This is a genomic window from Bacillus sp. J41TS8, from assembly GCF_018333035.1.
Taxonomy (GTDB): domain Bacteria; phylum Bacillota; class Bacilli; order Bacillales; family Bacillaceae; genus Bacillus; species Bacillus paralicheniformis.
This window is the reverse complement of the sequence record NZ_BORF01000003.1, coordinates 275,703-288,634: the sequence shown is the minus strand read 5'-3', so window position 1 is coordinate 288,634 and position 12,932 is coordinate 275,703. Positions and strand designations below refer to the sequence as shown.

At 49.1% G+C, this 12,932-nt stretch carries 12 protein-coding genes; 3 read left to right on the top strand and 9 right to left on the bottom strand.

Translation table 11 applies throughout. The features are described from left to right. Positions 1–80 precede the first annotated feature (80 nt). From csoR to KI350_RS06680, 7 genes are all read right to left on the bottom strand, one after another. Positions 81–386 (bottom strand): copper-sensing transcriptional repressor CsoR, encoded by a 306-nt coding sequence (gene csoR, locus KI350_RS06710; RefSeq protein WP_020452956.1) that lies wholly within the window; start codon positions 384–386, stop codon positions 81–83. Between the two features lie 123 nt (positions 387–509). Next, positions 510–1,061, bottom strand: coding sequence for a DJ-1/PfpI family protein (locus KI350_RS06705; protein WP_003185255.1), 552 nt, complete (start codon positions 1,059–1,061; stop codon positions 510–512). Positions 1,062–1,146: 85 nt separating this feature from the next. Then, positions 1,147–1,908 carry a DeoR/GlpR family DNA-binding transcription regulator gene (locus KI350_RS06700; protein ID WP_065644312.1) on the bottom strand — a complete coding sequence of 254 codons (762 nt, stop codon included), beginning with the start codon at positions 1,906–1,908 and terminating at the stop codon, positions 1,147–1,149. Positions 1,909–1,987: 79 nt separating this feature from the next. Next, complete coding sequence (locus KI350_RS06695) at positions 1,988–3,469, bottom strand: rhamnulokinase (RefSeq protein WP_065644311.1); 1,482 nt, start codon at positions 3,467–3,469, stop codon at positions 1,988–1,990. Next, a complete protein-coding gene (rhaI, locus tag KI350_RS06690; RefSeq protein WP_212930451.1) occupies positions 3,466–4,686 on the bottom strand; it encodes an L-rhamnose isomerase in 1,221 nt (406 codons plus the stop codon). The genes KI350_RS06695 and rhaI overlap by 4 nt, the downstream gene beginning before the upstream one ends. Then, positions 4,679–5,068 carry a sensory rhodopsin transducer gene (locus KI350_RS06685; protein ID WP_065644309.1) on the bottom strand — a complete coding sequence of 130 codons (390 nt, stop codon included), beginning with the start codon at positions 5,066–5,068 and terminating at the stop codon, positions 4,679–4,681. The genes rhaI and KI350_RS06685 overlap by 8 nt, the downstream gene beginning before the upstream one ends. 54 nt (positions 5,069–5,122) lie before the next feature. Further along, entirely contained in the window at positions 5,123–7,192 is a 2,070-nt protein-coding gene (locus KI350_RS06680) for a bifunctional aldolase/short-chain dehydrogenase (RefSeq protein ID WP_065644308.1), read from the bottom strand. Between the two features lie 349 nt (positions 7,193–7,541). On the opposite strand from KI350_RS06680, the gene KI350_RS06675 reads away from it, so the two are divergent. Beyond that, a complete protein-coding gene (locus KI350_RS06675; RefSeq protein ID WP_065644307.1) occupies positions 7,542–8,741 on the top strand; it encodes an MFS transporter in 1,200 nt (399 codons plus the stop codon). A 19-nt stretch (positions 8,742–8,760) separates the two neighbouring features. Here KI350_RS06675 and KI350_RS06670 read toward each other — a convergent pair whose 3' ends face one another. Then, positions 8,761–9,987, bottom strand: a complete 1,227-nt coding sequence (locus tag KI350_RS06670) for an MFS transporter (protein ID WP_065644306.1) — start codon at positions 9,985–9,987, stop codon at positions 8,761–8,763. Between the two features lie 526 nt (positions 9,988–10,513). On the opposite strand from KI350_RS06670, the gene KI350_RS06665 reads away from it, so the two are divergent. Both KI350_RS06665 and cypX read left to right on the top strand, forming a co-directional pair. Beyond that, complete coding sequence (locus tag KI350_RS06665; RefSeq protein WP_059231995.1) at positions 10,514–11,263, top strand: tRNA-dependent cyclodipeptide synthase; 750 nt, start codon at positions 10,514–10,516, stop codon at positions 11,261–11,263. Continuing rightward, on the top strand, positions 11,260–12,480 hold the full coding sequence (gene cypX, locus KI350_RS06660) for a pulcherriminic acid synthase (protein ID WP_059231997.1): 1,221 nt from the start codon (positions 11,260–11,262) through the stop codon (positions 12,478–12,480). The genes KI350_RS06665 and cypX overlap by 4 nt, the downstream gene beginning before the upstream one ends. Here the strand turns inward: cypX and KI350_RS06655 are convergent. Further along, entirely contained in the window at positions 12,477–12,932 is a 456-nt protein-coding gene (locus KI350_RS06655) for a radical SAM protein (RefSeq protein WP_059231999.1), read from the bottom strand. The two genes, cypX and KI350_RS06655, sit on opposite strands and share 4 nt — an antisense overlap.

Here is a 12,932-nt window from a genome sequence, read left to right as displayed (position 1 = left end):
ATGGTTTGATGATATTGATCGGTTTTATATTACCTTACCCCTGTAGGGTATTTCAAGAAAACGATTTTCTCTTTTTTCGTTCACGACTTTGAAAAACGCTTAAACACATCAAGCAGCTCCTCGATGGCTTCTTCGCCTTCACCGCTTTTAATCGCGTTTGCGACGCAATGGTGGGTATGATCTTCAAGCAGGCTGAAAGCCACCTTTTGCATCGCGGCTTGCACAGCTGAGATTTGAACGAGAATATCGACGCAGTAGCGGTCATTTTCAATCATGTTTTGAATGCCTCTGACCTGCCCTTCAATCCGCTTTAAGCGGTTTGTGATTTGTTCTTTTCCTTTAGAACTTTTGGGATTTAATGTGTGTTCATGATGATCTGCTGACATCGGAGCACCTCTCTTTCCATTATATTTTGTCCAAGTTACCCGTTTGTACCATTATAAAATGCGAAGCGGAACATGTCTAAAAAAAGAGACAACCCCAAACTGCTGCGGGGTCGTCCCTGCATATTATTTGTTTAACGCTTTAAAAAACTCTCTCATAAACTCCGGCAGATTGGACCAGTCATGGCCTGAGACCAGATTGGCGTCCACATGAAGCTTCTCCTCAACATAAGTCGCGCCCGCGGCTTCGACTTCCGGTTTGCAGGCGATGTAAGCCGTCAGCTCCCGCCCTTTCAGATGTTCTCTCAGGCTTGTGAAAATCAGGCTCGCATGACAAATCGCGCCGACCGGTTTATTTTCCTCAAAGAAATGAGCAACGATTTTCAGCAGGGAGTCGTACATCCGGATAAATTCCGGTGCGCGTCCGCCCGGAATGATGATGCCGTCGTATTCGGACGGATCAATCTCATCAAATGAAGCATGCGCGTCAATTAAATAGCCTGGCTTCTCGGTGTATGTATCCCAATCCAGAAAGTCATGAACAACCGTATGAATCTTTTTCTTTTTCGGTGCGGCGATCGTCGTTTCATAGCCCTCTTCAAGACAGCGGTAATAAGGATAATACACTTCCAGCGCTTCAACTGCGTCGCCCGTTACGATCAAAATCTTTTTCGCCATCAAAAACATCTCCTTTCCTTTTTTACTCTTCTATTTTATCCCATTTGCGCCTGATTTTAAAATCAAGTGCTTGAGGAGCTTGATTTCAGCTGACGATCGTGATGTTCTCTGTTATGTCTTGCAAGAGGGCAAGGTTTTCTTTATCAATCCCTGAATCTGTGATGACCCTGTATCCGTCATGAAGGCGGTCGATTTGCGAAAAAGCACGGGTTCCGAATTTGCTGCTGTCCGCCATCAAAATCGTTTCGTCCGCAATCTCGATCATCCGTTTTTTCAACAACGCCTGCATTTCGTTTGAATCGCTCAAGCCGCTCGCAGGGTCGACGCCTTTGCAAGACAGAAATGTTTTGTTGACGTGATACATATCAAGGGAGCGCTCAGCCAAAGGGCCGACATATGACATCGATTGCGGCAGCAGCATCCCGCCGGTTGAAATGACCGTCACCTTTTCTTTTTTGCTGAGTTCAATCGCGACTCTGACTGAATTGGTGATGACGGTCAGCGGGATGTTTTCAAGCGCTTTTGCCATGTACCACGCCGTCGTGCTGGCATCAAGAATAATCCGTTCCCCGCTTTTCACATGCTTGACGGCTTCAAATGCAATCATCTTTTTTTCGTTTACGTTTGTAATTTCGCGCTCGCGAAAATGCACCTCTGCTTCTTCAGTCTGCACGCTGACCGCGCCGCCATGGCTTCTTTTCAGCTTGTTTTCCTTCTCAAGCTTTTCCAAGTCGCGCCTGATCGTTTCTTCCGTGACGGAAAAAAGCTCGCTCAGTTCTGTGACGCGTACGCTCGAGCGCAGATTGACAAGCTCGACGATTTTTTGGTGTCTTTCAGCTACAAGCATCCGTTTACTTCCTTCCTTTTTTGGTAAAAGTCACTGTTACTTTCATGATAGCGCATCAGCGCCGATACAGGAAATGTTTTCAGCGGGAAGCGGCGCCGAGAATCTGACTTGTATAGCGGCGGTATGCCGCCTCCCACGCTTCTGTATCTTCCGGTACATACGTTTTTTGAGGGAAGGAAGCTTTGATCGCTTTTCGGGCGCTTTGAATATCCCAAAACATGTCGAGCGCGATGGCCTGTACGGCAATGTTGCCGATGGCGCTTGCCTCTGCCGGTCCGGCCCATACATTTCTGGCCAGTACATTCGCCGTGTATTGGCACAGCAGTTCATTTCGAATCCCTCCGCCCGCCATGTGAAGTCCGTCATATTCTTTTCCTGTCAATGTTTCAATCCGTTCAAGCGTGAACCGGTATTTAAATGCAAGACTTTCCAGCACGCAGCGGATCACCTGTCCGGGCGTTTCCGGAACGCGCTGTCCCGTTGCACGGCAGTACTCCCTGATCGCCTCAGGCATATGCACTGGATTAAGAAACATCGGGTCATCCGGGTCAACCGCCGACCTGAATGCTTCCGACTGTCCGGCAAGTTTGACAAGCTCGACGCTCGAATAGCTGATCCCGTCTTTTTCCCAATCCGCCTGACAGCGCTGGAACAGCCACAATCCCATAATGTTTTTTAAAAAGCGGAATGTACCGCCTGCACCGCCCTCATTTGTAAAATTCCAATCGAGCGCCTGTTTTGACATCAGCGGAGTGTCAAGTTCAGTTCCAATCAGCGACCAGGTGCCGCAAATCAAATATGCAAAGTCTTCCGTTTCAGCGGGAACGCCGACAACTGCAGAAGCCGTGTCATGTTCGCCGACGGCAATGACCGGTACGGCAGGCACCGACAATTCGCTGCACACTGATTGTGACAGCCTCCCCGCTTCGCTTCCGGGTTTTGCTATATCCTTTGGAAAAAGATTGGCCGGGAGCCCCAGATGGCTGATGAGCTCCCAATCCCAGTCAGACGTTTTCGGGTTGAACAGCTGAGTTGTCGTCGCATTTGTAAACTCGCTTTTTTTCTCGCCCGTTAAAAAATAGCGCAGCAAATCAGGAATCATTAAAAGCGTTTCCGCGTGTTCCAACAGCGGAGAATTCGCATTTTTCAGCGCCCGGAGCTGAAAGATGGTGTTGAACGGCAAAAACTGAATACCGGTTCTGGAAAACAGCTCTTCTTTTCCGATTTCATTCAGCACCTCCATCATCATTCCGTCCGTATAAGGATCTCGGTAATGATAAGGGTTCCCCAGCAGCTCTCCGTTCCTATCGAGAAAACCGACATCAACCGCCCAGGAATCGATGCCGATGCAGCTGATTCGTCCGCAGCCGTTTTTCGCCTTTAAAATGCCCTGTTTGATTTCATGATACAGCCTGAGAATGTCCCAATAAAGGTGTTTTCCCGCCTGAACGGGCTGATTTGGAAAACGGTGAATTTCCTCCGCTTTGATCAGACCGCCGTCCACATGACCTGCATAAGCTCTGCCGCTCGACGCACCAAGATCAAAAGCGAGAATCGTCACCAGCTTGCACCGCCTTTGCCTCGCGCCAGGAATTTTTCCACATACCCGCTTTCCGCATAAGCCTTGAGCGGATCAGGCGGAACGTTCATTTCCTCCCGCACGGCGTAAAGGAGCGGTTTGACGTCAATTTCAAATGCTTCGCGGATCGCAGCCTCTGCGGCAAGCACGTCATGATCTTCCTGCGCTTTCTTCACATTATCGAAGTTGATCAAAAGCGCTTTTGCAAATTGAGTCTGCACATTCATGACCGAGCGCAGTACAGCCGGGATTTTCGGTTCGAGATTATGGCATTGATCAAGCATATACGAAATATGTTCGGCCGTCTTCCGGACATTCGGGTCGGAATCGCGGCTGGCGTCCAAAATTTGATAAAAAATGAGAAACAGTTCGTACGGGTTGTGCGCGCCCGCGATCAAATCGTCATCAGCGTATTTGCGGCTGTTGAAATGAAAGCCTCCGAGACGTTTTTCGTCAAGCAAATAAGCGACAATGTGCTCGATGTTCGTCCCTTGGGCATGGTGGCCGGTGTCGACGAGCACCTCAGCCTTCGGCCCGAGCTTTTGCGCCAAATTGTAAGCCATCCCCCAATCCGCCAAGTCTGTATGATAAAAAGCCGGCTCAAAAAACTTGTATTCAATCAAGAGCCGCATATCATCGTCAAGCGCTTCGTATACTTCAGCCAGACACTCATACATCCAGTTTTTCCGTTTTCTGATGTCGCCCTGACCGGGATAGTTGGTCCCGTCAGCAAGCCAGAGGCTGATTTCCCTGGAGCCTGTTTGTTTTGCAATATCGACGCATTCGAGCAATTGCTCGGTCGCTTTTTGGCGAATGTCCGCTTTAACGTTTGTGACGCTTCCGAATTTGTAGTCATCGTCCTGGAACAAGTTCGGATTCACGGCGCCGACGGCAAGGCCAAGCTGCTCGACGTGCGCTTTCAGCTTTCCGTAATCATCAACTTGATCCCACGGAATATGGATGGCGACGGAAGGACAGGTTCCGGTTAATTTGTGAACGACTGATGCATCCTCCATTTTTTCAAACGGATCCCTCGGTACGCCCTCTTGCTGAAACACTTTGAAGCGCGTGCCCGAGTCCCCGTATCCCCATGAAGGCGTCTCGATTTTAAGCGCTTTCAATTTTCCCTTTACTTCAGAAAGGCTGATGCCCCTGTCTTTCTGCTGTTCTTCAAATAAAGCGTAAGCCCGGTCATTCATCATGTACACCCATCCCCCTTGTTTTTAACGGATATGCCATGGTTGACATTAACGCAAGTTCCGGCTGGGTTGTGTCCAGCCGGCTGTACTGGACGATCACAGGTACATCGCTTGCGATCTCGATCGCATAAGGAACATTTTCAGGAATGCGTTCTCCTGATCGATGCAAAGAACTTGTGCGAATATGCTTCGTTCTCTTGCCATGAACCGTCTCGGGAATGCCTTCGAGCGGCGGACGGTCTTCGAAGTATACTGTAATCGCAAGGTTTGCGTCTTCTTCATGGCAATTTAAAACACAAATCGCTTCATGGCTCGTCAAGCTTCCGGAACTTTCCGGAGGAATAAAACCGTCCGGTATGATCCAATGGGTCTCGCCCTTCATCTCCCTTTTCCCCCTTTGTTTTCTGAAAGGGCGGCCGAAGCCGCTCCTTTCCAATTACCTTGAAAATGCGGCCGGCACTCCCCCGTCAACCGTCAACATGCATCCCGTCGTTTTTGCCGTTTTTTCTGAAGCGAAATAAGCGATCGCTTCGGCGATGTCGGCGGGATAAATGTTGACGGAAAGAGTCGTACGTTTGCGGTAATGCTCTTCAAGCCGGTCGGGTTCAATCCCGTAGGCGGCGGCTCTTTCTTCGCGCCACTTGGAGTCCCAGATGGCCGAGCCTTGAAGCACCGCATCCGGAAGCACTGAATTCGCGCGGATTCCATACGGTCCGCCTTCTGCGGCGATGCATCTCGCCAAATGAACCTCAAGCGCTTTTGCAGAGCTGTATGCCGAAGCGTTTTTGCCTGCATAAACGGAATTTTTCGAGCCGATAAACACCATGCTGCCGCCTGACTCCTGTCTTTTCATTTGCTTAAAAGCTTCTCTGGCGACGAGAAAATATCCTGTTCCGAGTACATTCATATTCAAATTCCATTCTTCGAGCGTCGTTTCATCAAGCGGGCTGGATGTCGCAAGCCCCGCATTGTTGACGAGGATGTCAATCCCGCCGTATTTCAGAGCGATTTCCTCGAAGGCCGCCTGAACGTCCTCTTCTTTCGTCACATCCATGCGGACGGCGGAAGCTCGTTCAGCCCCGTATTGTTCATTAATCTCTGCGGCTGTTTTTTCTGCGCCTTCCATATTAATATCAGCAACCGCAACATGCGCACCTTCTGAAGCAAGGCGGCGGCAGGTCTCGCTGCCGATTCCGCCCGCTCCCCCCGTCACAAATGCGATCTTGCGGGAAAATTCGGCTTCCGGCGGAGCAAGCGTTAATTTATAAAGCTCAAGCGGCCAATATTCAACATTGTAGGATTCTTCCTCATTGAGAGATACAAAGTTTCCAAGGACTTCCGTTCCCTTCATGACAGCAATCGCCCGCCGGTATAAATCTCGGCTGACCTTTGCCATCGCCAGGCTTTTACCTGCTGCCACCATACCGATTCCCGGGATTAGCATCACGCGCGGCGCCGATTCAAACATCTCGTCTCCTTCACGCCGGTTTCGTTGAAAATAGGCGGCATATGACTCTTTAAACCTAGCAATCTCGGTTTTGATCTGTTCGACCAGCTTCTCTTTGTCCTGTTCAGCGGGATTCCACGGAATATAGGCAGGCGTCCGCTTTGTATGCACAAGGTGATCCGGACAAGCGGCGCCGACCTGTGAAAGCGACGGAGCGCGCCTGCTGTTCGTGAATTCGAGTACATCGTCAGCATCGCACCAGGTGAGCAGCATGCGTTTCTCTCCTCTGACAGCGCCGCGGATAATCGGCAAGATATCGGCTAAAATCCGTTTCCGCTCCTCCGGTGCAAGCGGCTCGACCATCTGTCCGCCAAACGGCTGATGTTCTTCTGAACGGCTTTTAATGTATGCTTCCGCTTCGCGAATCATGGCAATCGTCTGATCATAGCTTTCTTTCGCCGTTTCTCCCCATGTGACGAGTCCATGCTTCTCCATTAAAACAAGCTCTGCATTCGGGTTGTTTTTCACACCTTCTGCTATCATCTTCGATAAAGCGAAGCCCGGTCTGACATAAGGCACCCATACAAAGCGGCTGCCGAATATCTCCTCTGCGATCTCTTTTCCATTATCAGCGCAGCAGATGCTGATGATCGCATCTGGGTGGGTGTGATCGACATGCGGAAACGGCAAAAAAGCATGAAGAAGCGTTTCGATCGACGGCCGCGGGTGCTTTCCGTCCATCATGCAATGAGACAAATATGCCGTCATTTCTTCATCAGTCATACTGCTCCGTTTCATCAGCGGACGAATATCATCGAGCCTCAGCCCGGTAAATTGACCCGCTGACATCGTCGCCAAGTCCGAGCCGCTGCCTTTCACCCACATCACCTCGATGTCCCTGCCCCTGAAATCCTTTTCCGTCGTTTTCATCGATGTGTTTCCCCCGCCCCAGTTGCAGACCGAGCGGTCAGAGCCGATCAGGTTGGAACGGTAGACGAGTTCGTCAAGACCCGGACGCAGCGATGCAGCCTCAGTTTCTGACCATAAATAATCCACCATACGTATCACTCCGTTTTTGTTTGTTTTTGAATACATTTGTTTTAAGAGTAACATATTTTGTTTTGCTTTGTAAGCGCTTTTTTCGGAATGATAGAGCTGTTCCAATCGGTCTATAAATAAAAAACCCCCAACAGCAAGCGTTCGTCGGGGGCAGGAATGTGGAATGTTTTAACCTTTGATTGTGAAAATAAAATGTCAGATTTTAAGAAAGCGCTGGCATCATGTTGATGGCGCTTTTTGTGCCGCCGGCATACCGTTTGGGGAACATATTGACCCGCTACAAACGGTTGAAAATCGGCTTTTAATCTTTTAATATATAAACTCATGTTTTTTAAAAGGAGGGGTCAGGATGAAAAAAACACTGCACGCACCAGTCAAACTGATCATCGCAATTTTTATGATTTGCACATTTTCTATCGGCTTTACAGAGTACGTCGTTATGGGTATATTGACTTCCATTTCAAAGGATCTCTCTGTTCCGATTTCGTCTACCGGCTTATTGGTAACGGCATACGCGGGAAGCGTCTGTCTGACGGGGCCGATCGTCACCATATTATCTGTAAAAATGCCGCGCAAACCGGTATTGCTCGGCTTGATGAGTGTGTTTGTACTGTCGAATGCGCTCAGTTTCCTGGCACCGAACTTCACCGTTTTGTTGATCTCAAGAATCCTATCCGCATCCATTCATGGTGCATTTTTTGCAACGACGATGGTGTTCGTCAGCGAAATGGTACCGCCCGAAAAGCGGGCCGCCGCTGCCGCTTCAATGAACGGCGGCTTGACCATCGCCCTGATGCTCGGCGTTCCGTTCGGTTCTTATTTAGGCGACCTTTTCAACTGGCGGATCGTCTTTCTGATGATCGCCTGCCTCGGATTGATCGGCCTCGCCGGCATTTGGCTGACGGTGCCGCACAGAAAACCGAAAGTCGTCCCTAAATTGATCCATGAATGGGATGTGTTTAAAAATAAACAAGTTCTTTTTTCTTTTGCTATCACGATTTTCGGCTATTCAGGCGTATTCATCGCCTACACGTTTATTGAACCGATGCTGCGGCATTCTGCCGGTTTTGGCAGCCTCGGCATTACAGCCGCCCTTTTCGCCTACGGATTTGGCGGAGTCGTCGGCAATTTCTACGCCGGAAAGGTGCCGTTTCACCTGTTAACCCGCTCCATGATCGGCGTGATGGTCGCGCTCATGGCGATTCTTGCGGCCTTCCCTTTTGTCAGCGGACATCCTGCCGGCGCCATCATCGTGACATTTTTATTCGGAGCTGGCGCGTTCGGAACAGTACCTCTTTTGCAAACAAAGGTCGTGGCTGCGTCTGAACACGGAACAACGATCGCCACCTCTGTCAGCATCGCTGCATTTAACTTGGCCAACGCACTCGGGGCATGGATCGGCGGACTCATTCTTAATGCGTCAGAGTCCTACACATACCTTGCCACAGGCGGTGCGCTTATGACCATGTGCGGGCTGACGCTGACGATGTTCTCCTTTGTGTCTGAGAAAAGACAAGTGAAAGAAGAAATGTGGAGAACGGATCTGTAATCAAAAAAGCTGCCCGGCTTTAAGACCTGGCAGCTTTTTTGTTTGGTTCTTGCAGCGTCTTTGTGTGAGCTGCTTTTCGCATGACCGCGATCATCAAAAGAGCGGCCGCGGCATAGACGATGCCGAAGCAGCCGAAAACGAAAACAGAAGATGACATTCCTAATAACACGCCTGATATAACAGGACCGCAGGCCATTCCCGTATACCTGATAAAATTAAACATGCCCATCGCACTGCCGCGATTCTCCTCAAATTCATTTGCCATCATCGTCGAGAACAGCGGCGGGATCAGCCCCATCGTAACACCGAAAAGAACAAGGGCTGCCGACATGGCGAAAAGTGAAAACGAGTGGGTAAAACCAAAACAGACGACGCTGCCCGCGGCGGTCAGATTGCCGATCAGAAACAGCCGTCCGAGCGACAATCTCTTTTGTATCCATTTAAACAGCACACTGCCGGCAACCGTACTGACGGCTATCGGCAAATACAGCAAGCCGACGATCTGCAGATCAAGGTGATAATGATCAGTCAGCAAAATCGGCAAATATACGATCACTGAAAAATAAAGAAAGAAAAGAAGATAGCTTAATATCAAAACGGCATTTCCCGTCCTGTTTTTGAAAATGTCCTTATAATGCGACAACAGGCTGCCCGCGCTGAGATTGGTCTTTTTCTCCGCATGGCTCTGCGGAAAGCAAAACGCATTTCCGAAAAGCAACAGAACAGACAAGACCGTCAAAAACCAAAAAATCCCCGGATAATTATAGCGCTCCCCGATAAAACCGCCGAGAATAGGCGCCGCTGCCGGTGCAAGGGAAAGTAGCATTTGATAAGTCCCCATCGCACTGCCCCGCTTCGTTCCCTGGAACAGAGATCCGATTGTGGTTGCCGCAATTAATGGAAGCGCAGCCGTCCCCAAAGCTTGCAGCACCCTGAAAAAAAGAAACAGGCCAAAGTCCCGGGCGACGGCGCAGCCGATTGTGGCGATGACCGTTACGATCATGCTCGCCATCATCACAAACCTCGCTCCTTTAAAATCGACAATTGAGCCGACAATGATCTGCATCACAGCGGTAATGAAGATGAACAGCGAGACGGACAGGTTGACCATCGATACAGAAACGTGAAACGAGTCTCTGATTAACGGAATGATGGGTGAATAAATATTTTGATTCAACGATGCGAAAAAGGCGCTGATACACACAAAATACATAATGAAAGAAGCATTCAATTTCATTGGTCTCATGTCAAACCGCCTGCCTTATTTTTGTTTATTCGTTAACAATCCTTCTAATATCGTTTACCGGTTAACAATATTAATTGTAGATGACGCCTTTAACAATGTCAACGAACATTTCTTATTGCAGCTTTAAAGTTTTTTACATATTTTTTACTTATCGGGTTCCTTCACTCGAAAAACGCTTTTAAAAAAGGTTCATTCTGATCAAAATTCCTCAGATTTGCAAAAAACGTTACGAATATTTTCATATTTTGAATTTGAATTGTGTTGACAGTTGGAAAAGTTAGGGATAAAATGACTATTGTTTACTAGTAAACTTTCATGCTGTACCTTGCCTGATTTTGAGCTCAAACTCTTGCTCTGCTTTAACAATTGAACAAATGTGACACCCCTTCATCATGACCCGCACCATCGCTGTATTCTTCTCGATTCATCGTGAAGTTGAGACCAGCCTATTCCCAGCTCGATAAACCGCACGTATCCATCATTGATTGCAAAAGAAGTCATTCTATGTCCGTTAAGGAGGAAATCAATGACAGAGCTTACAATGGAGAGCAAACACCAGCCATTCAAAACTGAAACTCTTACCCGAAACTGCAATGAAATACTAAAACGCAGACGCCATGTTCTCATTGGCATCAGTCCGTTTAACAGCCGATTTTCCGAAGATTACATTCATCGGCTTATCGGCTGGGCCGTCCGTGAATTTCACCATGTATCCGTACTTTTAGCCGGAAAGGAAGCAGCTAACCTTCTCGAAGCACTCGGCACCCCGAATGGAAAGGCCGAACGGAAAGTCAGGAAAGAAGTCTCACGGAACCGGAGATTCGCTGAAAAGGCGTTGCAAGCGCATGGCGGCAATCCCGAGGCCATCCATACATTTTCCGATTTCGCGAACCAGACCGCATACCAGCGTTTGCGGATGGAAGTCGAAGACGCCTTTTTTGACCAGCCGCATTTTCGCAAAGCCTGCCTGGAGATGTCGCATGCGGCGATCCTCGGACGGGCCCGGGGCATTCGGATGGATGTCCGGGAGGTCAGCGCCGCCATGCTGGAGCTGGCTGTTGAATACGTCATCGCTGAACTTCCGTTTTTCATCGCCGCCCCTGATATTTTAGGCGTCGAAGAAACGCTTCTTGCTTATCACCGTCCATGGAAGCTCGGCGAACAGATCTCCCGAAATGAATTTGCCGTCAAAATGCGCCCGAATCAAGGATATCTTATGGTTTCCGAATCAGACGAGAGCGTGGAATCTAAAAGCATGCAGGAGGAACGAGTATGAATCAATCGCTAAAAACATTCAGCGTGTTGTCAGAACAATATCACAAGAATCCGTATCAATATTTCTCATACCTTCGCGAATCTGATCCCGTCCATTATGAAGAATCGCTGAACAGCTATTTTATCAGCCGCTACCAAGATGTGCGCCGCGTGCTCCAGAATCAGAACGTCTTTACAACGAAATCGCTGGCCAAACGGGCCGAGCCCGTCATGCGCGGACCTGTGCTCGCCCAAATGAAAGGCAAAGAGCACACGGCGAAAAGGAGAATCGTTCTGCGCCGTTTTATCGGGGAGTCCCTTGATCACCTCACACCGCTCATTAAAGACAATGCACAAAGGCTATTGGCCCCTCATCTGGAGAAAGGGCGGATCGATCTTGTCAATGATTTCGGCAAAACGTTCGCCGTTTGCGTGACGATGGACATTTTAGGTTTGGACAAGAACGACCACCAAACAGTGAGAAACTGGCACAGCGGCGTCGCCGATTTCATTACCAGTTTGAATCAGGCGCCTGAGGACCGGGAGCATTCCCTCAAATGCAGTGAACAGCTCGCTGAATATTTGAATCCGATTATCGAGGAAAGGCGCAAAAACCCCGGCCATGATTTAATATCCATCCTTTGCACTTCTGAATACGAGGGAGTGGCGATGTCTGACCGGGACATCCGCGCGCTGATTCTCAATATATTGCTTGCCGCCACAGAACCGGCGGACAAGACGCTCGCATTAATGATTTATCATTTGCTTCATCATCCCGATCAAATGAATGACGTGCTGGAAGACCGCACGCTCCTGCCTCAGGCCATCGCAGAGACGCTGCGCTACAAGCCGCCGGTGCAGCTCATTCCGCGCCAGCTTTCACAAGACGCGGTGATCGGCGGAGTCGAGCTCAAAGAAGGGACGACTGTATTTTGCATGATAGGCGCGGCCAATCGCGATCCTGAAGCGTTTGAGAAGCCAGACGAGTTCAACATTCATCGCAGCGACCTGGAAGTCAAAAGCGCATTCAGCGGCGCAGCCAGGCATCTCGCATTCGGTTCAGGCGTCCACAACTGTGTAGGAGCGGGGTTTGCGAAGACGGAAATCGAGCTTGTCGCAAATATCGTTCTGGATCAGCTGAAGAATATCCAGCTGGAGGAAGACTTCGTTTATCGCGAGACAGGCCTTTACACACGCGGACCCGTCTCGCTCAACATCAGGTTTGACGTCAAACATTAATCTTGTGAAAAAGCCTTCTCCTCCCGAGAGGAGGCTTTTTCAATTGCCGCCTCACTGATCTTCGCCAGCTCTTCAAAATCCTCCTTACCCTCGATCGCATGTGAAAGTTCGTGGCATTGAACGATTTTAAAACCATTCATTTTAAACATCGCGATGATTTCAATTCTCCCCCGGTCTCCGTTTGTTTTGACAACATTGACCGTATACCTGACCGCTGCGCTTTGCAGTCGCTCGTCAAACAAAAACTCATGAAAGGGCGACACCGTTATGGTGCGGGCAACCTTTTTCAGCGTCCTCATGTGATCTTTAAACTGCACAAGGTCAATTTGACTGCCGTCGGTTACTTGAACATAATTCTCGCTGAAATAATCGGGAATTTTTTCAGGATTCATTTCACTCAAGATGTCCTGATACATGCTGCTTAAAAACTGTTGGGCTTCACTTTTATTCAT